We start from the raw sequence: 18,723 nt of genomic DNA on the forward strand, positions 1-18,723 counted from the left end.
CCGTGACGGGCTCGTTCGCGCGCGGCGTGCGCCTCGGGGTGCCGTACGCCGCGGTGGGGCTCGTGCTCTCCATGTCCTTCGGGGTCCTCGCGCGCCAGGCCGGGTTCAGCGCCCTGCAGACCATCGTCACCGCACTGGTGGTGTTCGCGGGCTCGGCGCAGTTCGCGGCCCTGGCCGTGCTGACCGGCGGCGGCTCCGCGCTGGCCGCCGTCGCCGCCGGGACCCTGATGAACGGCCGGTTCCTGGCCATGGGCACCGCGCTCGCGCCGTCACTGCCCGGCGGCCCGGTCAAGCGGGCGCTGCAGGGCCAGACGATGGTGGACGCGTCGTGGGCGCTGGCCAACCGCGGCGACGGGACCTTCGACCGGTGGCTGCTGTTCGGCACCACGCTCCCGCAGTACGTCGGGTGGGCGCTCGGGACGGCGCTGGGCGCCTTCGGCGGCGACCTGCTCGGCGACACCGACCGCCTCGGGCTCGACGCGGTCTACCCGACGTTCTTCGTCGGCATCCTGCTGGCCGAGCTGCGCGACCCGCGCTCGCGGGTGGTCGCCCTGCTCGGCGCCGTGGTCGCGCTGGCCCTGGTGCCGTTCACCCCGCCCGGCGTACCGATCATGGCCGCCGCCACCGCCGCCCTCCTGGGGCTGCGCCGGTGACCATCTGGCTGGCCATCGGGCTGCTCGCCCTGACCACGGCGCTCATCAAGGCGGCCGGGCCGGTGGTCTTCGGCGGCCGGACACCGGGGCCGCGGTTCCTGGCCGTGGTGGCGATGATGGCACCCGCGCTGCTCGCGGCCCTGGTGGTGACCTCGGTCTTCGCCGACGGCCGCCACCTCGGGGTGGGGGCCGAGGTGGTCGGCGTCGCGGCCGGCGCGGTCCTGCTGTGGCGGGGCCGGTCGGTGGTCCTCGCGGTCGTCGTGGCGGTCGCGCTCACCGCCCTGGTGCGCGCCCTGTTCTGAGCCCGGCTCCCACCTCGTGCAGGTGCCGCAGCGCCTGGCGGTAGGAGTCGACCAGCGTGGTCTCCTCGTAGGCGACGCCGAGCTCGGCGCAGTACGCGCGGACGATCGGCTTGGCCAGCGGGAGGTTCGGCGTCGGCATGGCCGGGAAGAGGTGGTGCTCGATCTGGTGGTTGAGCCCGCCGAGGGCCACGTCGACCAGGCGGCCGCCGCTCACGTTGCGCGAGGTGAGCACCTGCTTGCGCAGGAAGTCCTCGGTGCCGTCCGGGTGCGGCATGCCCTTGTGGTTGGGCGCGAAGGTCAGCCCGAGGTAGACCCCGAACAGCGCCTGGTGCACCACCACGAAGGCCAGCGCCTGCAGGGGGCGAGCACGGCGAGCACGGCACCGACGTAGAGCACCGCGTGCACGGCCAGCAGCCCGCCCTCGAGCCGCGGCCGCTTGACCGTGCCGTCGCGCAGGGCGCGCACGCTGTCGCGCTTGAGCGAGATCCCGAGCAGCGTGAGCAGCGGGAAGAACAGGTAGGCCTGGTGCCTCGCCACGAACCCCCGCGCCCGCTCGGCGTCCCAGGCCAGCAGCCCGGGCCCGACGTCGGGGTCGAGGTCGTCGTGGTTGGGGTTGGCGTGGTGCGCCGTGTGCTTGGCCATCCAGTAGCCGTAGGACATGCCGATGACCAGGTTGCCCGCCACCAGCCCGGCGCGCGCGCTCGTGCGGTTGCTGCGGAAGACCTGGCGGTGCGCGAGGTCGTGCGCGACCAGCGCCACCTGCGCGAAGACCACCGCGAGGAACGCCGCCACCAGCAGCGTCCACCAACTCGCCCCGACCACGAAGAACGCCGACCAGCCGGCCACCAGCGCCGCCGCCACCGCGCCGATGCGCACCGTGTAGTAGCGGGGCCTGCGCTCCAGCAGCCCGGTCGCGTCGACGCGCCGGCGAAGTTCGGCGAAGTCGCTGCCAGTGCCGGCGGCTCGGGAGGGGCGGGCGGGGAGCGTCGAGGTCGTGGTCGCCATGCCCTCGAGCCTCTCGGCGTCCGGCGCCGCGGACAGGAGTGCCAGGACCCGAGCCGGGGTGGGGCCAGCACCACTGTCGGCGCCACCGCCTGTTCACCGAACCGCCGCAAAATCTCTCGTCTGCCGCTGGCCCCCCGCCGTACGCTGTGCGCGTGACCAGCCGCCTCGCCCCGTGCGTGCCGTGCCTCGAGGACGAGGCCCGCGCGCTCGGCGTCGCGTGTCGGTCCACCGCCGACCAGAGTTGACCGGAAGGAGGTCCAGCGGTGAGCGCCCAACAAGTCGCCCTGCTGAACGCCTCCTACGAGCCGCTCGGCAAGGTGTCGTTCAAGCACGCCGTGCGCATGCTGTTCCGCGAGGTCGCCCTCGTCGAGGAGCAGCACGGCGAGCGCATGATCGGCCCCCACCCGTGGCCTCGCGTCATCCGGCTGGTCCGCTACGTCGCCGCCCACTGGCTGCACCGCACGGCCGGCTACTCCCGCACCGGCGTGCTCACCCGTGACCGCCACACCTGCGCCTACTGCGGCCGGCACGCCACCACCGTCGACCACGTGCTCCCCCAGAGCCGCGGCGGCGGCACCACCTGGCTGAACGCCGTCGCCGCCTGCGCGCCCTGCAACCACCGCAAGGCCAACCGCACCCCGGCCGAGGCGGGCCTGCGGCTGCACCTCACGCCGTACGCCCCCACGCGGGCGCAGCTCGCGGCGATCTAGGCGTCGTCAGCAGGACCGGCCGCCGTGGTCGGGGCACCTCACCGCGCCTCGACCACGGCGACGGTGCACCGGGACACGCAGACCAGCCGGCCCTCGTCGTCCTCGATCCGGGTGTCCCAGACCTGGGTCCGCCGCCCGATCGAGACCGGCCGGGCCGTCCCCGTCACCCACCCGCTGCGGACCGAGCGCAGGTGGTGGGCGCTGATCTCCGTGCCCACGCACGCTCGGCCGGGCTCCACCACGAAGCTCGCCGCGAAGCTGACCAGGGTCTCGGCCAGCAGGACCGACGAGCCGCCGTGCAGGAGCCCCAGCGGCTGCCGCGTGCGCCGGTCGACCGGCATCCGGGCGGTGAGCCAGTCGGCGCCCGCGTCGGTGAACTCGATGCCGAGCAGCCCCACCACGCAGTCCTCGCTCAGCGACCCGGCCAGCGCCAGGTCGGGGTGGGTGTGCCAGATCTCGTCGGTCGGTGTCGTCGTCGTCATGCCCTCGATGTTGCGTGTGCGCAGGCGCCTCCCGCAGCCGCGGAAACACGGCACTTGGCGCCGGGACGGCGCGGGTCGGCCGGTCCGGACTACCGCCTCATGGCCAGCACGTCTCGGGCCAGCCGGCGGGCGTGGTCCTCGTCGACCGGGAGCGCGAAGGTGACCCGGTAGTACAGCGGCGCGACCACGTGGTCGAGCACCTGCGCGACCGTGGGCACCTCCTCCCCTCGCGCCTCCGCGCGCCGCAGCATCTCCGCGGCCTGCTCGGTGCGCCGTTCCGTGACCGGGCAGTGCGTCACGAGGTCGGCGCGCGCGCCGACCATGGCGCGCAGGTAGCGCACGCGCACCGGGCGCGTGATGTCGCGAGCGATCAGGGTCGCCCACTCGCTCAGGTCCCCCTCGAGCGTGCCCGTGTCCGGCACGGCCCCGCCCTGTTGGGTCAGGGCGGCGACGGCGGTCTCCTCGAGGAGCTCGTCGACGTCGGCCCAGCGGCGGTACAGCGTCGTCGGGTTGACCCCGGCCCGCGCGGCGATGAGGGGGAAGGTCATCTTGTCCGACCCTTCGGCCACCAGCTCGCCGACCGCGGTGTGGATGGCCGCCAGCACCCGACTGCTCCGGCCACCGGGGCGGGTCGTGGCTTGTGCGTGTGCCATCCAGCCAGGCTAAAGCAAAGATGTTTGCCCTTCCAGCGGACTCCCTCTAGTGTCTCTAAAGCCAAGATCATTGCTTTCAGGAGGACACGTGCTCGGCCGACCGCTCTCGTTCGTCGTCGCCGGCGCCGCGGGTGCCGCGACGCTGACGGCGGCCTCGGCACCCTCGCCGCTCTACCCGGTCTACCAGCGGCTGTGGGGCTTCTCGGCGTTCACCTTGACCTTGGTCTTCGCGGTCTACGTCTTCGCGCTCCTCCTCGCCCTGCTGACGGTCGGGTCGTTGTCGGACCGGGTGGGACGGCGGCCGGTCGCGTCGGCGGCCCTCGTGCTCCTGGCGGTGGGGATGGTGCTGTTCGCCACCGCCGCAGGCACGGGCGGGCTGATGGCCGCGCGGATCGTGCAGGGGTTCGCCGTCGGCGCCGCCACCGGCACCACGACCGCGATGATCATGGACAACGCGCCGGACCCGCGGTCGGGCTCGGTCGTCAGCAGCGCGGTGCCCTCCCTCGGGATCGCCGTCGGAGCGGTCCTCGCGGGCGGTCTCGTCGAGTACGCCCCGCTCCCCCGCCAGCTCGTGTTCTGGATCCTGGGCGCCGCCTACCTCGCGCTGGCCGCCCTGGTCTGGCTCGTCCCCGAGCGCCCCCGCCCCGAGCCGGAGAACGGCGGATCGCTCTGGCGCTCGCTCCGCCCCCGGGCGGCGCTTCCCCCCGTCACGCGACCGGTCTTCCTCGCGCTGCTGCCCTCGATCGCCGCGACCTGGGCACTCGGCGGCCTCTACCTCTCGCTGGGATCGTCGATCCTGCGCACCGTGCTCTCGGTGCAGAACCACTTCCTCGTCGGCGCCGTCCTCGGCGTGTTCTTCACCGCGGGCGCCACCGGCCCGGTCCTCGCCGCCGCGCTCCCCGCTCACCGGCGCGCGCCGTTCGGCTTCGCCACCCTCACCCTCGGCGTCGTGCTGACCATCGCGGCCCTGCACACCGACACCCTGCCGGTCTACGTGCTCGGCTCCCTGGTCGCGGGCCTCGGCTTCGGCGCGACGTTCCGCTCGGCGGTCGAAGCCATCGGCGCCGCCGCGCCCGCCGACCACCGCGGCGAGGTCTTCGCGACGATGTACATCGTCAGCTACCTCGCCTTCAGCGTCCCGGCCCTGGCGGCCGGGCTCGCCGTTGGTCGCTTCGGGCTCGAGACCACGGCCGTGGCGTACGGCGCGCTGGAGGTCGCGCTCGTGCTGGTCGCCGCCGGCGCTGCGTACCGGCACGCCGGGCGGTGAGGCGCGCCGACCGTCACCACGAGGCCCGCGCCGCTACCCCTTGTGCGAGACGGCGCGGAACACGGGGCCGACGGCCCGGCGCCACACGAAGGGCAGCAGGTTGTGGGTCCAGATCATGGCGTAGTTGCTGAACGCGGTCTGCGACTCCGCGGTCGGGAAGCGCAGCTGGCGGTAGATGACCCGGGCCACCCGCTCCGGGCTGATCACCGGGGGCGGCGGGGTGTTGACGGCGCCGGCCGAGTCGAGCGCGTTGCCGTAGATCGGGGTGTCGACGCTGCCCGGCGCCACGTGCACCACGTGCACGTCCGGCAGGTCGGCGTTCTCCAGCGACAGCTGCTTGGCCAGCGCGCGCACGCCCCACTTGGAGACGACGTACGGCGTCATGTCGGGCACCGCGACGTGGCCGAGGAGGGACCCGACCAGCACGAGGACGCCGTACCGCTGCCTGCGCAGCACCGGGATCACGTGCCGTGCCACGGTGGCCGAGCCGAGCAGGTTGGTGGACACCACCTGCTCGAAGTCGTCCGCGGCGACGTCCTCGGTGCGCCCGTAGGTGACCACGCCGGCGCAGTGGAGCACCGCGTCGATGCGCCCGTGGCGCTCGACCAGGTCGTCAACGACCCGCGCGACCGACGCGTCGTCGGTGACGTCCGCGGTCACGACGTCCGCGGACTCGGCGCCCGCGGCGACACACTCGTCGGCCAGGTCGTCCAGGGCACCCTCGCTGCGGGCCATGAGCGCCACCCGGTCGCCCCGCTCGGCCGCGAGCAGCGCGGTCGCCCGCCCGATGCCGCTGGACGCCCCGGTCACCAGCACGACGTGCGGCCCGGACCCGCCGGGCACCCGCAGGCCCGCCGCCGCCAGGACCCGCACCGGCACGAGACCTTGCACGAGTTGTCCAAGTCCGGTGTCCATGTCTGTACATCGTGGGCCGATGGCCCCACCCGCGGGACCACCCCGTGGGGTGCGACGAGACGTGAGGGCTACCACACTCGTCGCTCGTGACGGCCTACGGCGCCTTCGTCGGGCTCGCGATCGTGCTCGTCGCCGTGCCGGGCCCCGCGGTCGTGCTCGTCTCCACCTCGGCCGCCCGCCGGGGTGCCCGCGCCGCCGCGGCGACTGCCCTCGGCGTCTTCGTCGCCGACCTGGTCTGGATGGTGGCCTCGCTGGTCGGCCTCACGGCGGTGCTCGTGGCCTCCGAGCCGGCCTTCCTGGCGATCCGGTACGTCGGGGCGGCGTACCTCGTCCTCATCGGGCTCCGCCTCCTCGCGGGTCATGAGGCCGTGGGCTGTCCCGCGGCCCTGGCGCCGCCCGCGCCGCAGGGCGGCACCGGGGTCTTCCCCAGCTGGGGCAGCTACATCGCCGCCTACCTGGCCACCGGCGCCGGCCAGAGCTTCTCCACCACGCTCGCCCAGCCGCACGCCCTGTCGCCCTGGGTCGGCCTCGGCGTCATGGTCGCGTCGGTCGCCGCCGGTCTCGTCGCCGCCGCCGTCGCCCTGGACCGCCGGGACGCCTGACGGCGACCTCCCGCCCCGAGCGCAGGCCGAGCGGGGCGCGGAGCACCCGTCCGTCGCCCGCGTCCGGGAGTACGCCGAGGGCGTGCTCCGCCCGAGTGCCCTGCGGACCGACCGCGAGGGGTGGACCGGGAGCGGGTCGCGGAACTCGGCCGCCTGGGGCTGCTGAACGCCCTGGCGCCCGCGGCGTACGGCGGCGCGGGGCTGAGCCCGGCCCAGGACCGGCACGGGCACGAGCTGGTGGCCGGGGCGTGCCCTGGACACCTGGCTGGTGTGGCTCAGACGCACCGGCGGTGGGGCGACTGGCGCAGACGCCGGCGGCGGGGACCGCGCCCGTGCAGCGGGACCATCTCGTGGGTCAGCGGCTGGGGGCTGCACGACGCGCTAACGATCGCTGCGGTGGAGCCCGAGACCGAGCGGGTGGTGACCGCCCTGGTGCTGGTGGACGACCGGACCCTGCTGGTGCCGCTGGAGCTGAGCGTGGTCCCCGGCTCGCGGACCCACCGCGTCGCCGTGGCTGACGCGCCGGTCCCGGACGAGCGGGTGCTCTCGGTGCAGACCCGGGACGAGCGGCGCCGCAGCGACGCCGACCTGGCCGGCGACGCCCGAGCGCACCGCTTCGGCCTGGCGGAGCAGGTGCTGCTCGAGCTGGAGCAGCCCGGGACCGGCCAGGACGTCACGGCCACGGGGCGTCCGCACGTCGCCCGCTGGCGCACCGAGGCCTACGCCCTCGCCGACGAGGCCGACCCCGCCCGCCTGGACGAGCGGCTCGCGCTCAAGGTCGCGGTCCTCGAAGCCCTCACCACCCTGACCCGCGCGCTGGTCGTCTGCCGCGCCGGCAACGGCCTCGCCCTCGACGACACCGCCCAGCTCCACGACCGGTCCGCGCTGTTCCTCCAGGTCCAGGGCCAGAACCCCGGCCGTCCTGCCACAGCTCACGACCAGATGGTCACTTCGGGTCAGGCGCGAACGGCGACGGGCGGCCACGATGACGGCATGAAGAGAAGAACAGCAACCGCCCTTGCCGTCGTCGCCCTCATGGCGGTCGCCTTCATGGCCGGCGCCGGGTCACCCGGGCAAGCTGCAGGCGCTCTCACCAAGTCCTCGGTCAAGAAGATCGCGGCCAGAGTGATCAAGAAGGCCGCCCCGTCGTTGTCCGTGGCTCACGCCGCGACAGCCAACACCGCGACTACCGCCACGACCGCCACCAACGCCACCAACGCCACCAACGCCACCAACCTCAACGGACAGCCGGCCAGCACCTACCAGACCGCGGCCTACCGCTACCGACTGCCGCAGGGCGGCGCCACCGCGACCAGTGGTCACTTCAACTTCCCCGGGCTGGCACCTGGCACCTACGCCTTCAGCTTCAACGCCATCTGGGACCCGCCGTCGACCGTCCTGTGCTACCTGAAGCCGAGCGCTACCAGCATCGAGGAGGAGGGCCTCGTCTACACCACGACGAACGGCGGCGTCACCTCGTGCGCCAGCTCCGGAATCGTCGTGGTTGCCGCCGGCTCAGTCGCGCGACTCCAGTGGGGGGTTCAGAGCGGCGGCGCCACGAGGATCTACACGAGTGGCAATGAGTTCTCCACCGTGTCGTTCGTCAAGGTCGACTCGCTGACCACCGGCACGACGACCACCAACTGAACCACGGCCCCGCCACGAGATCAGGCGGGCAGTAGCCGCACCGTCGTGGTGGGTCGCGCGCCGGAGCCGGCACATCCGATCGACGTGCGGGAGCCGTTGATTCGTCGACACCGCCCACGAGGCAACGCTGTGATTGCCTCCGACACGTCACCCACGACGACGACACCTCACCCGAGTGTCCGCCGGCGCTTTCGCTCAGCCAGCCAGTCGAGGGCCCAGCAGACGATCTTCACGAGTGATCCTTTCCCAGGTCGTATGAGAGGACAGCAGGACGTTGCTCGAGCCTCTCGGCCGCGATGATCGGACCGAGGGTCCCTCCGCCCCAGAGACGGAACGTTCGACCCCGTCATGCGTTCGAGTCGCAGCGAGCGTCGCCCACGGTGACGTCGACCGGCTCCCGCTCCGCAGGTCCAGGGCAGGTCGGGCCGCCGAGCAGCTCAGTCCCAGCGGGAGACGAGTTCTGCGATCACGGCCGGGTGGGCCACGTGCGGGAAGTGCCCACCGCCCGGCAGGACCGTGATCTCCACCGCGGGCAGCACCGCGCGCAGCCACTCGAGGTAGGGCGGAGGCAGCGGAGTGCGACTGACGTGGTGGTACGCGACCCCGCGCGCCCGCAGTGCCGCGAGCTCGTCGGTCCGCTGCTGCCGGAGCTCGTCTGCCGACTTCTCCAAGACTTCCGCCCAGTATCCGATCAGCAGGTCCTGGCGTGGGGTCGAGCGCAAGAGCGCCCGCTGCCGTGGGCTGAGCTCGTCGGTGGCCATGTCGTTGAAGAGCTGTCCCCACACGCTCAGGTAGTCCGGCCCGCGCAGCACTGGTTCCACTGAACGCAACATGTCGGCGAAGGGCCCGGCCAACAGCGGTTGGTCGATGTTCAGCACTGCCCGTGCTGGGTGGCGCGACGCGTACACCGTGGCCAGCAGCGCTCCGATCGAGTGCCCCACGACCACCGGGGCGTCCAGGCCCGCCGCGGTGATGGCGCCGCGCAGGACGTCCGCGACATCTGCCATGTCGTAGGAGCTCCTCGCTGGCGAGTCGCCGTGCCCAGGCAGGTCGATGGCCAGGGACCGGCGGCCCTCGAGGGTCTCCACCACCGGTGCCCACATACCGCGATCGAAGGTGAGTCCGTGCACGAGGACGACCGGTGGCCTGCTGTCGTCGGTTCCGGTGAGATCGGCGACGAGGTCGCCGAACGGCCGTGCCGCACGGTTGACGGAGGGGGTCTGGCCGCCTCTGCTGTTCATCGCGTCCACTCCCCCGACCGGCGCATCAGGTCGGCTGCCTTCTCGCCGATCATGATGGTCGCCGCGTTGGTGTTGACCGGCGTGATGCGTGGCATGACTGAGGCGTCGGCGACGCGGAGACCAGCCAGACCGTGGACGCGCAGCTCGGGATCGACCACCGCATCCGCGCCTGTGCCCATCGCGCACGTGCCCACGGGGTGGTAATAGGTGCTGGTGCCGCGGGCGACGAACGCACGCAGAGCCGCCTCGTCCGTGACGTGCGGTCCCGGCAGCACCTCGCGGGCGCGCCAGGGCGCGAACGGCTCGCTCGCTGCGATCTCGCGTGCCACCTGCACTCCGTGCACCATCCGCCGGACGTCGGACTCCGTGCCCAGGTAGTTCGGGTCGATGAGAGGCGCGGTCGCAGGGTCCGGCCCGGCGAGGCGGATCGTGCCTCGTGCCTCCGGCACCGTGGCGACCGCCAGAGTGAAGCTGTTCGCGGGCGCCGCCAGGTGCGGTGGGTGGAACGGCACGTGGATGAACATCAGCTGCATGTCCGGACCACTCAGCGAGACCTCGCTGCGCCAGACCATCGATGTCTCGGCGTGGTTGTTCCGGCCCGGGGCGATCGGCTGGGCCGCCTCGTATACGACCCCGCACAGGGGGTGGTCGTGCAGGTTGCGGCCCACTCCCGGCAGGTCGATCACGACGTCGACCCCTGCGGCCTCGAGTTCGGCAGCTGGGCCGACCCCGGAGAGGAGCAACAACCGGGGCGAGTCCACCGCACCTGCGGTGATCACGACCTCACGGTCGGCGTGGACCGTGGCGAGGTGCCCGTCGCGCTCGAGCTCGAGGCCCACGCAGCGGTCTTCGTCGAACCGCAGCCTCCGCACCCGTGAGTTGGTGGCGACGGTCAGGTTGGGCCTGTGACCGAGTACTGGATGGAGGTACGCGACTGCGGTGCTCTGACGCACTCCCCCAGCGATGGACAGGTCGTGCCAGCCAGCACCTTCGGCGTGCTCGCCGTTGAAGTCGTCGGTGGACGGGTAGCCAGCGGCTGCCGCACCGTCGAGGAAGACCTGGGAGAGGGGGTTGGGACCGGACGCAGGTGCCGGCCGCATCGGCCCCTCGGTCCCCCGGTACCGCGGGTCCCGTCCGACGGTCGTCTCCATCCGGCGGAAGTAGGGCAGCACCGACTCGTAGTCCCAGCCTGGAGATCCGGACGCGGCCCACTGGTCGAAGTCGTTGCGGTGACCACGCAGGTAGACCATCGCGTTGATGCTGCTGCTACCGCCGAGCGTGTGGCCTCGTGGCCAGCTGTGGGAGGCGCCATCAGTGCCGGCCTGCGGGACCGTGCGGTACGCGTAGTCGACCTCAGTGCCCCACAGGGCCGGCCACGCCGGCGGCGCGGCGATGTCCGGCAGACTGTCCGCCGGCCCGGATTCGAGCAGCAGCACCCGAGCTGCCGGGTCCTCGGACAGACGGGCGGCCACCACACAACCGGCCGACCCTGCACCCACGACCACGTAGTCGTAGCGTCCACGCGCCGCGGCTCCCGGACTCCCCTCGTGCTCCCGGCCCCTTCGACTGAGCATCATCACTGTCCTTCTCGATCCGCAGCGGCCGTGGACGACCAGAACTGGCCGCCGTGTGCGCTGATGGGACGACCGTAGGAACGGGCGCCACCTCCTCGCGTACGTCAGGTGACGGTCTCCCCGACGTTGGCTCTGGTGGAGCGCGTGGACCGGAAGGACTGAGGTCGACCAGGAGGCCGTTCCGCCTGCTTCACCCATAGGGACGTCGGCGTCTCCGACCACGTTCTCGCCTACCCTGGCGTCGCCGTGGGCCGATCGCGGATCCCCACGACGGCCGGCACGAGGGACAGGGGCGCGGAGATGACGACTGAGGGCGTGGTCGGCCGCGACGCCGAACTGGCAGTACTCGATGAGCTGTTCCGCGACATCCGGCTCCACGGGCGCGTCGTCCTCCTCCGTGGAGAAGCAGGGATCGGCAAGTCTGAACTGATGCGTCTCGGCCGCGAGTCCGCGGCCCGACGCGGGTTGCGCGTCTTGCGCGCCACTGGCGTCGAGGGCGAGATGACGCTCCCGTTCGCCGGCCTCCACCAGCTGATCCAACCGATGTTGGGTGGCCTCTCGACACTGCCCGCCCCCCCAGCTGCGCGCGCTGATGGCGGCCTTCGGCATGACGGATGAGGCCGCGCCGGAGCCCTTCTTGATCGGCCTGGCGGCACTGAACCTGCTCAGCGAGAGCGCGGCGGGCCAACCCCTCGTCCTGGCGGTCGACGACGCCCACTGGTTGGACCGGCCCAGCGCTGACGTCCTCGGCTTCATCGCCAGACGTCTGGAGTCCGAGGCGGTGGTCATGGTGGTCGCTCAACGCGACGACTTCCCGCCTGTCATTGCGGGCTCGGTCGTGCACGAGCTGCCGTTGGGACGCCTGGACCGCCACCTGGCCGAACAGGTGCTCACGCACCGCGCGCCGCACCTCGGGTCGACCGACCTGGGTCGTCTGCTGGACGTGGCAGCGGGCAACCCGCTTGCGCTGACCGAGTTGCCCCTCGACGGCGTGTACGACGACTCCGCGCCCCCGTCCCTGACCGCGCGCCTGGAGCGCGCCTTCGCAGCCCGGCTCCCCGCTCTTCCCGACGTGACGCAAGACCTGCTGCTCGTCGCCGCCCTGGAAGGCGAAGGAGACCTGGGAGACGCTCTGAGGGCCGCTGCTGCTCTGCGTGGCGAGGAGGTGTCTGCGCAGGCTGTGGTCCCGGCCGTCGAGGCCGGACTGGCCGCTCTGGCCGGCGGGAGGCTGGAGTTCCGTCACCCTCTGGTCCGCCACGCGATCCGGCAGCAGGCCACGTTGCCCCACTTGCAGAGCGCCCATCGCGCGTTGGCGCAGACACTGGTGGACCCGCACCGCCAGGTCTGGCACCGGGCCGCCGCGACCGACCGGCCGGACGAGGAGCTCGCCTCGGAGTTGGAGGAGGTCGGCGCACGCGCCCGGCACCGCGGAGGGGTGGCGGCAGCACAGGCGGCACTCGAGCGTGCCGCCCGGCTGAGCGCGGACCCGGCGGCCCGGATCAGGCGCTACCTGATGGCCGCTGAGCTCGCGTTCGAGTGGGGTAGACCCGACATCGTCGACCGGCTCTTGCAGGAGACGGCCGCCCTCGACGTACCTGCCCTGGAACGAACACGGATGGCAGTGATCCGCGACAACTTCGCGGAGGGCCTCGAGGGCGCGGGCACCAGGAGGTTGACCGAGGCAGCCGCTGCGGCGGCCTCGGACGGTCGCACGGATCAGGCTCTGGTGTTCCTCCAGGCGGCGTCGTTGCAGTGCATGTGGGCCGATGCCAGCGCGGCGACGCGCGCCCGCGTCGTGGAAGTCGTCGAGCAGGCACTCGAGCCCGACGACCCCCTCGCGCTCGAGTGCATCGGGTACGTCCTGCCGTTCGAGCGCGGAGCCGTGGTCCTGGAACGCCTGCGCGCTGACTCCCCTGGTCTCCTCGACCCGGCGCGCACACGTGCCGCCGGGTTCGCGACGAGCGTGGCCGGCGACATGCCCCTCGCCGTCGAGCTGCTGGCCTCTGCGCTCCCTGGTCTGCGGGCCGGCGGAGAACTCGGACTGTTGTGCCGGGTCCTGATGGTGCAGGCCTGGAGTGCGCTGATGGTCGGCCGGTTCGACCTCGCCGCCACGGCAGCCGACGAGGCCGGCCGGCTCGCCGCGGACACCGAGCAGCCGCTGGTGCGGGCCATCTCACTGGTCGTCCAGTCCGTCGTGTCCTCGCTGCGCGCCACGGAAGACCTTGAGCGAGATGCTGCGGAACGCCTCGACGAGGCGTCTCGACTGGGGATCCAGGTCCAGTCCAACGGGGTCCTGGCGGTGGTGCAGGTCGCCCGCGGCGCCATCGCACTCAGCGGGGGGCGTCACCACGAGGCCTGGGAGGAGCTGATCCGGGTCGCCGACCCCGCTGATCCCGCCTATCACGCCGTGGTGCACACCTACACTGCGGCCGACCTCGTCGAGTCAGCCGTGCACAGTGGACACCGCGCTGAGGCCGAGCAGGTCATGGCCGAGCTCGAGAGGGTCGCCCACGCCACGCCTTCCCCGATGCTGCACGTCGGGATGCGGTACGGCCGCGCGCTGCTGGCAGCCGAGGACGAGGCCGAGCGGCTGTACGAGGCCGCGCTGGCCGCAGACCTGAGCGCCTGGCCCTTCGCCCGTGCGCGGCTGCAGCTGGCGTACGGCGCGTGGCTCCGCAGGCGCCGGCGGGGGGCCGAGTCCAGGGCGCCGCTCCGGGCCGCTCGGGACACCTTCGACGCGCTCGGTGCCGTGGCCTGGGGTGAGAGGTCGCGTCAGGAGCTGCGCGCCTCGGGTGAGCAGAGCAGGCCACGCAACGCCGACCTTCGCGAACAGCTGAGTCCTCAGGAACTGCTCATCGCCCAGCTGGCCGCGGAAGGTCTCACCAACCGCGAGATCGGCGCGCGGCTCTACCTCTCACACCGGACGGTCGGCACCCACCTGCACCGCCTCTTCCCCAAGCTGGGGATCACCTCCCGCGCTGCCCTGCGCGAAGCCCTCGGTCTCTGAACCCACGGACCAGCGCACGGTCGGCATGACCGTCATGTGACGTACGCGAAGAGCGCGCGCCCCTTCTTACGTTGGGACTCGTCAGCGTGAGGACGGTCGAACCGGCCTTCCGACGCCACGACGTCCACCACACACTCCGCGGACGCGGTCTGCGGGCACCGAAGGGAACAGCAGCATGGACACCACCACCGATCACGGGATCAAGAACGTCGTGCTCGTCCACGGCGCGTTCGCGGACGGCTCCGGCTGGCGCGGCGTGTACGACGACCTGACCGGCCGCGGCTACCGGGTGACGATCGTGCAGATCCCGCTCACCTCGCTCGCGGATGACGTCGCCGCGACCAGGCGAGTCCTCGACCGCCAGGACGGGCCGACCATCCTGGTCGGGCACTCGTGGGGCGGCACGGTCGTGACCGAGGCAGGGTCCCACCCGAACGTCGCCGGGCTGGTCTACGTCGCAGCGCTCGCGCCTGACTCCGGCCAGACCACAGCCCAGCAGTACGAGGGCTTCGCCGCAACGCCCGACTTCGTCATCGATGTCGGCGATGACGGCTACGGCTTCCTCAACCCCGGGAAGTTCAAGGTCGGTTTCGCCGCCGACGCCAGTGATGCCGAGGCGGAGTTCATGCGTGACTCGCAGGTCCCCATCAACATGTCGGTCTTCGGCAGCCCGGTCACCACCGCCGCTTGGCGCAGCAAGCCGTCGTGGGCGGTCATCGGCACCGAGGACAAGGCGTTCGACCGGGCGATGCTCGAGCACATGGCTCAGCGGGCGGGTGCGCAGATCACCACGGTCGCAGGCAGCCACGCTGTCTACCTCACTCAGGCCACCGTCGTCGCGGACGTCATCGTCGACGCCGCCGAGCACGCCCTCGTCAGCGCGAACTGAGACGCACACCCACCAGTCCCGGCCGGCTCGCGCGACCCCCGCGAGCCGGCCGGACCCTCGTGAGAGGAGGAGCGATGCGAGTCGCGACGTTCGAGATCCCCCTCGGGATCGAGCTGCTCGCCGCCGCCCTCGGCGGACTTCAGGGTGCTCTCTTCGCGGCCGCGCACCGCGACCGCCGCGTCGACGTGCTCGGTGTCGTCATCATCGGTCTGAGCGTCGCGCTCGGCGGCAGCCTGCTGCGCGACGTGGTGCTCGACCAGCCACCTGTCGTCATCTGGGCCAACAGCTACCTGCTGGTCGCTGCATCCGCCGCCGTCCTGGGAATGACGCTGCAGCAGACGCTGACCCGCGCCGAGTGGCCGCTCACGGTGCTCGACGCCATCGTCATGGGCCTGTTCGGGGCGATCGCCACCTCGAAGGCGCTCTCCCTGGGGGTGGGCGACGTCGGAGCGCTGGTCGTGGGCGTCATCGGGTCGATCGGCGGTGGCGTGCTGCGCGACATCTTGATGAACCGGCCGGTCTCCGTCCTCCACGTCGGCACGCTGTACGCCGTGGCCGCCGCTGCAGGCGCGGCCGCTCTCATCGTCCTGGTCGCACTCTCCACCCCGATCCTGATCGCGGGGGCAGGCTCGGCAACCGTGACGGTCGCTGTGCGTCTGGCCGCGGTGCGTCGTGACTGGACGTTCCCCGAACAAGGCTCCATGCGTCTGCGCCGTCGGTCCTAGGCTCGTCGCGGACAGCGAGTCGCTCTGTCGTCACCGACACCGGTCACACCGGAAACCTGCGACACCCGGCAACCTGAAGGCAGCTCAACGGTCCGCCCGCAGGCCGTTGAGGAAGATCTCGAGCGAGCGGCGCCACCAGTCGTCGCCCAACCGGACGGCCTGCGCGTTCAGCCAGATGAGTCGGTCGAGGTCCTCGCCGGAGACGTCGTCGCGAAGCGTGCCGTCTGCTTGGGCGGCCTCCATGAGGGGAGCGGCGTGCGCGACCGCTTGCGACGTGACCTCGCGCAGAGCGACCGACTCAGGATGGCGGCGCGCGACGATCGCGTTGAAGGTCGGATCAGCCGCCTGAGCCGCGCCCAACGCGAACACGTAGCTCGAGAACCGCTCCCACGGGGTCGCGCCGGCGGTGGCCGCGACCGCAGTAGCGAGCTTCTCCGCGGCGACGTCGGCGACCACGGCATCGGTGAGCCCCTCCCGACTGCCGAACCGGTGGTAGATCGTGCCCGGGCTCACGCCCGCTCGCCGTGCGATGTCCTCCAGCGGGACGTCGATCCCGTGCTCAGCGAAGGCCTCAGCCGCCGCGGCACGGATCCGCTCCGCATTGCGCCGGGCGTCGGCTCGCATCGAGTCTCCCCTTCTCGGAATAGATTGATGGACTCTCAAGTTGAGGCTGTCGCTCTAAGTTGAGACTACGCCAAGATACGGAGACACTCCCTTGACCGACTACGGACACGAGGTCCGCTTCGGACTCAGCATCGACCCTGGAGTCGGTGGCCTGAGCAGGGCCTTCCAGCTGGCCGGACAGGCCGACAGACTGGGCCTCGACCTGCTGGCCGTCCAGGACCACGCCTACCAGCCGTCGCACCTCGACACCTGGACGCTGCTCACCTACCTCTCGGCGGCGACCGAGCGGATCTCGGTCATGCCGGACGTCGCCGACCTCCAGCTCCGCCCGCCCGCCGTGCTCGCCAAGGCCGCGTCGACCTTGTCGCTGATGAACGGCGGTCGCGTCCAGCTGGGCGTGGGCGGCGGCCCGTTCCCCGACGCCATCGCCGGGATGGGCGCATCGCGCCGCGAGCCGTCCGTCATGGTGACCTACGCCGACGCTGCCGTCGAGATCCTCATCAAGGCGCTCCGGGGAGGCCCGACTCAGGGCGGAAATGAGGAGTACAGGGTCGACTACGTCGCCGGGCCGGCGGCACCGAGCAGCCCCCAGGTCTGGCTGGGCGCACAGAAGAAGCGCATGCTCGACCTGGTGGGTCGCAGGGCCCAGGGCTGGATCTCCCCGCTCAACATCTACGTGCCGGCCGAGGACGTTCCCGCCAAGCAACAGCTCATCGACAACAGCGCCCGCGCCGCCGGACGCGAACCCGCCGACATCGCGCGCATCTGGAACGTGATCGGCACGATCGCCAGCAGCACTGAGGGGGCCGGCCACAGCCCCACCGGCGGGCTCACCGGCGACACCTCGACGTGGGTCGACTTCCTGGCCGACGCCGTGGTCGAGCTCGGCTTCGACACGTTCATCTTCTGGCCCGTGGCCAACTCGGACCGGACCGAGGAGCAGCAGCTCGAGCTCTTCGCGACCGAGGTGGTACCCGCCGTCCGGCAGAGCGTCGCGGACCTCAGGAGGGCCCGGTGACCACGCCGGTCGGTCAGCCGACCCTGCCCGACTCCGTCCGGACGGTCACACCCGAGGACGACGCGTACCGGTTCCTCCGGTCCACCTACACGACCCGCCATTCGCCGGCCCAGATCCTCGTGCCGCGCTCGGTCGACGAGGTCTCCCAGGCCGTCCGCTACGCCGCGGCGACACGGCTGCCCGTCTCCATCCGCAGCGGTGGCCACGGGCTCGACGGGCTCTCCTCCAACGACGGTGGCATCGTCGTCGACCTCGGCGCCATGAACTCCGTCTCGCTGCTGGAAGCACCCGCGGGCGCCGAGCCACCTCTCGTCCGCGTGGGGGCCGGCGCCCGTTGGGCGCAGGTCGCGTCCGCGCTCGCGCCGTACGAGCTCGCGATCAGCTCCGGCGACCACGGCAACGTCGGCGTCGGTGGACTCGCCACCGCCGGTGGCCTCGGTTGGCTCGTGCGCACCTACGGCCTGACCGTGGACCACGTACGCGCCGCGACCGTCGTCCTGCCGTCGGGAGAGGTCCTCCGCGCCGACGACGCCGAGCCCGACCTGCTCTGGGCGGTGCGCGGCGCGGGATCCTTCGTCGGCGTGGTCACCGACCTCGACATCGAGCCGATGCGCCTGCCGGCGGTCCAGCTCAGCCAGGTCGTCATCGAGCTCGACGACCACGGTGTGGCCCTTCGCCGGTGGTCAGGGTTCATGCACACGGCACCCCGCGAGCTCACCATGAGCGGCATCGTCGCCGCCTCCGGGCACCAGCTCGTCCTGGTGCTGACGGCGGTCTTCGCCGGCGCCGACCCACGCGCCGCCGACGCTGCCCTCGCTCCCCTCTTCGCCCGAAGAGGAGTGCACGGCGGTGCGTTCGAGCCCGCGCACTACTCCGATCTCGTGCCCACCAACCACCTGCACGCCAACGTCGGCCAGCAGCCCGCGACGACCACGAACGCACTCCTCAGGCGGCTCGACGACGACTCGGCGCGTGCGCTCATCGCGACGGCGAGGCACCCGGAGCGACCGTTCCTGCAGATCCGTGCCATCGGCGGCGCCATCAACGACGTCCACCGTGACGCCACCGCCTTCGCCCACCGCAGCGCCGAGGTCCTGGTCACCGCGACCGTGTTCCCACCCCAGGATCGTCGAGGGCTGGACAGTGCGGCCAGGTCACTGCGGCGTCACGCCACTGGTGCCTACCGCAACTTCGAGAGCCACCCGTCCGAGGAGACGTTCCGACGCGCATTCCCAGGGCCCACCGGCGACCGTGTACGTCGGCTGGCGCAGCGCTACGACCCCGAGGGTGTGCTCCGCAGGTCCGGCGCGACGAGGCGCTGACACGACGGACGAAGTCGATCGCGCACGACAGCTGTCGTCTGCGGCACGTCGACACCAGACGCGCCTCCGCCCCCGTTGGGGCCGCGG

The 18,723-nt window shown here is 72.2% G+C and carries 20 protein-coding genes; 12 read left to right on the plus strand and 8 right to left on the minus strand.

What is annotated here, in order from left to right:
* Positions 1-2: 2 nt before the first annotated feature.
* Positions 3-653, plus strand: a complete 651-nt coding sequence (locus tag G5V58_RS15015; protein WP_165234305.1) for an AzlC family ABC transporter permease — start codon at positions 3-5, stop codon at positions 651-653.
* Complete coding sequence (locus G5V58_RS15020) at positions 650-955, plus strand: AzlD domain-containing protein (protein ID WP_165234307.1); 306 nt, start codon at positions 650-652, stop codon at positions 953-955. Before G5V58_RS15015 ends, G5V58_RS15020 begins: the two co-directional genes overlap by 4 nt.
* On the opposite strand, the gene G5V58_RS26020 is transcribed toward G5V58_RS15020, so the two are convergent.
* Complete coding sequence (locus G5V58_RS26020) at positions 927-1,295, minus strand: fatty acid desaturase family protein (RefSeq protein ID WP_329957527.1); 369 nt, start codon at positions 1,293-1,295, stop codon at positions 927-929. The two genes, G5V58_RS15020 and G5V58_RS26020, sit on opposite strands and share 29 nt — an antisense overlap.
* A complete protein-coding gene (locus G5V58_RS26025) occupies positions 1,253-1,960 on the minus strand; it encodes a fatty acid desaturase family protein (protein ID WP_329957528.1) in 708 nt (235 codons plus the stop codon). The genes G5V58_RS26020 and G5V58_RS26025 overlap by 43 nt, the downstream gene beginning before the upstream one ends.
* 263 nt (positions 1,961-2,223) lie before the next feature.
* Here G5V58_RS26025 and G5V58_RS15030 point away from each other — a divergent pair, with 263 nt between their 5' ends.
* On the plus strand, positions 2,224-2,670 hold the full coding sequence (locus G5V58_RS15030) for an HNH endonuclease (protein WP_230486647.1): 447 nt from the start codon (positions 2,224-2,226) through the stop codon (positions 2,668-2,670).
* A gap of 38 nt (positions 2,671-2,708) precedes the next feature.
* Here the strand turns inward: G5V58_RS15030 and G5V58_RS15035 are convergent, their stop codons facing one another.
* Positions 2,709-3,152: a hotdog fold thioesterase gene (locus G5V58_RS15035; protein WP_165234310.1), complete on the minus strand. Its 444-nt coding sequence runs from the start codon at positions 3,150-3,152 to the stop codon at positions 2,709-2,711.
* 89 nt (positions 3,153-3,241) lie between these two features.
* Positions 3,242-3,805 (minus strand): TetR/AcrR family transcriptional regulator, encoded by a 564-nt coding sequence (locus G5V58_RS15040; protein WP_165234313.1) that lies wholly within the window; start codon positions 3,803-3,805, stop codon positions 3,242-3,244.
* 88 nt (positions 3,806-3,893) lie between these two features.
* On the opposite strand from G5V58_RS15040, the gene G5V58_RS15045 reads away from it, so the two are divergent.
* A complete protein-coding gene (locus tag G5V58_RS15045; protein ID WP_165234316.1) occupies positions 3,894-5,072 on the plus strand; it encodes an MFS transporter in 1,179 nt (392 codons plus the stop codon).
* 33 nt (positions 5,073-5,105) lie between these two features.
* On the opposite strand, the gene G5V58_RS15050 is transcribed toward G5V58_RS15045, so the two are convergent.
* Positions 5,106-5,963: an SDR family NAD(P)-dependent oxidoreductase gene (locus G5V58_RS15050; RefSeq protein WP_165234319.1), complete on the minus strand. Its 858-nt coding sequence runs from the start codon at positions 5,961-5,963 to the stop codon at positions 5,106-5,108.
* A gap of 110 nt (positions 5,964-6,073) precedes the next feature.
* On the opposite strand from G5V58_RS15050, the gene G5V58_RS15055 reads away from it, so the two are divergent.
* A complete protein-coding gene (locus tag G5V58_RS15055; RefSeq protein ID WP_165234323.1) occupies positions 6,074-6,589 on the plus strand; it encodes a LysE family translocator in 516 nt (171 codons plus the stop codon).
* Positions 6,590-6,985: 396 nt separating this feature from the next.
* Complete coding sequence (locus G5V58_RS25630) at positions 6,986-8,236, plus strand: hypothetical protein (RefSeq protein ID WP_196240516.1); 1,251 nt, start codon at positions 6,986-6,988, stop codon at positions 8,234-8,236.
* 437 nt (positions 8,237-8,673) lie between these two features.
* On the opposite strand, the gene G5V58_RS15065 is transcribed toward G5V58_RS25630, so the two are convergent.
* Both G5V58_RS15065 and G5V58_RS15070 read right to left on the minus strand, forming a co-directional pair.
* Positions 8,674-9,477, minus strand: coding sequence for an alpha/beta fold hydrolase (locus G5V58_RS15065; protein ID WP_165239142.1), 804 nt, complete (start codon positions 9,475-9,477; stop codon positions 8,674-8,676).
* A complete protein-coding gene (locus tag G5V58_RS15070; protein ID WP_329957582.1) occupies positions 9,474-11,249 on the minus strand; it encodes a GMC family oxidoreductase in 1,776 nt (591 codons plus the stop codon). The genes G5V58_RS15065 and G5V58_RS15070 overlap by 4 nt, the downstream gene beginning before the upstream one ends.
* Before the next feature lie 102 nt (positions 11,250-11,351).
* On the opposite strand from G5V58_RS15070, the gene G5V58_RS15075 reads away from it, so the two are divergent.
* The 4 genes from G5V58_RS15075 (at position 11,352) to G5V58_RS15090 (ending at position 15,672) form a co-directional block, all read left to right on the plus strand.
* On the plus strand, positions 11,352-11,669 hold the full coding sequence (locus G5V58_RS15075; protein WP_165234326.1) for an AAA family ATPase: 318 nt from the start codon (positions 11,352-11,354) through the stop codon (positions 11,667-11,669).
* On the plus strand, positions 11,644-14,058 hold the full coding sequence (locus G5V58_RS15080; RefSeq protein WP_165234329.1) for a LuxR C-terminal-related transcriptional regulator: 2,415 nt from the start codon (positions 11,644-11,646) through the stop codon (positions 14,056-14,058). The genes G5V58_RS15075 and G5V58_RS15080 overlap by 26 nt, the downstream gene beginning before the upstream one ends.
* Positions 14,059-14,233: 175 nt before the next feature.
* Complete coding sequence (locus G5V58_RS15085) at positions 14,234-14,947, plus strand: alpha/beta fold hydrolase (RefSeq protein ID WP_165234332.1); 714 nt, start codon at positions 14,234-14,236, stop codon at positions 14,945-14,947.
* Positions 14,948-15,021: 74 nt separating this feature from the next.
* Positions 15,022-15,672 (plus strand): trimeric intracellular cation channel family protein, encoded by a 651-nt coding sequence (locus G5V58_RS15090; protein WP_165234336.1) that lies wholly within the window; start codon positions 15,022-15,024, stop codon positions 15,670-15,672.
* A gap of 84 nt (positions 15,673-15,756) precedes the next feature.
* Here the strand turns inward: G5V58_RS15090 and G5V58_RS15095 are convergent, their stop codons facing one another.
* Positions 15,757-16,296 carry a TetR/AcrR family transcriptional regulator gene (locus tag G5V58_RS15095; RefSeq protein ID WP_165234339.1) on the minus strand — a complete coding sequence of 180 codons (540 nt, stop codon included), beginning with the start codon at positions 16,294-16,296 and terminating at the stop codon, positions 15,757-15,759.
* Between the two features lie 91 nt (positions 16,297-16,387).
* Between G5V58_RS15095 and G5V58_RS15100 the strand changes: the two genes are divergently transcribed.
* The gene (locus G5V58_RS15100; protein WP_165234342.1) at positions 16,388-17,314 is read left to right on the plus strand and encodes an LLM class flavin-dependent oxidoreductase; all 927 of its coding nucleotides are present in this window, start codon (positions 16,388-16,390) and stop codon (positions 17,312-17,314) included.
* Positions 17,311-18,636, plus strand: a complete 1,326-nt coding sequence (locus G5V58_RS15105) for an FAD-binding oxidoreductase (RefSeq protein ID WP_165234345.1) — start codon at positions 17,311-17,313, stop codon at positions 18,634-18,636. The genes G5V58_RS15100 and G5V58_RS15105 overlap by 4 nt, the downstream gene beginning before the upstream one ends.
* Positions 18,637-18,723 lie beyond the last annotated feature (87 nt).

It is taken from the genome of Nocardioides anomalus (genome assembly GCF_011046535.1).
In the GTDB taxonomy this organism is placed as follows: domain Bacteria; phylum Actinomycetota; class Actinomycetes; order Propionibacteriales; family Nocardioidaceae; genus Nocardioides; species Nocardioides anomalus.

Excerpts from the sequence above, each read along its gene's own strand:
- G5V58_RS15070 (WP_329957582.1), bottom strand. The coding sequence starts at position 11,249 with ATGGGTGAAGCAGGCGGAACGGCCTCCTGGTCGACCTCAGTCCTTCCG.
- G5V58_RS26025 (WP_329957528.1), bottom strand. The coding sequence starts at position 1,960 with ATGGCGACCACGACCTCGACGCTCCCCGCCCGCCCCTCCCGAGCCGCC.
- G5V58_RS15095 (WP_165234339.1), bottom strand. The coding sequence starts at position 16,296 with ATGCGAGCCGACGCCCGGCGCAATGCGGAGCGGATCCGTGCCGCGGCG.
- G5V58_RS15090 (WP_165234336.1), top strand. The coding sequence starts at position 15,022 with ATGCGAGTCGCGACGTTCGAGATCCCCCTCGGGATCGAGCTGCTCGCC.
- G5V58_RS15080 (WP_165234329.1), top strand. The coding sequence starts at position 11,644 with ATGGCGGCCTTCGGCATGACGGATGAGGCCGCGCCGGAGCCCTTCTTG.
- G5V58_RS15075 (WP_165234326.1), top strand. The coding sequence starts at position 11,352 with ATGACGACTGAGGGCGTGGTCGGCCGCGACGCCGAACTGGCAGTACTC.
- G5V58_RS15040 (WP_165234313.1), bottom strand. The coding sequence starts at position 3,805 with ATGGCACACGCACAAGCCACGACCCGCCCCGGTGGCCGGAGCAGTCGG.
- G5V58_RS15085 (WP_165234332.1), top strand. The coding sequence starts at position 14,234 with ATGGACACCACCACCGATCACGGGATCAAGAACGTCGTGCTCGTCCAC.
- G5V58_RS15035 (WP_165234310.1), bottom strand. The coding sequence starts at position 3,152 with ATGACGACGACGACACCGACCGACGAGATCTGGCACACCCACCCCGAC.
- G5V58_RS15065 (WP_165239142.1), bottom strand. The coding sequence starts at position 9,477 with ATGAACAGCAGAGGCGGCCAGACCCCCTCCGTCAACCGTGCGGCACGG.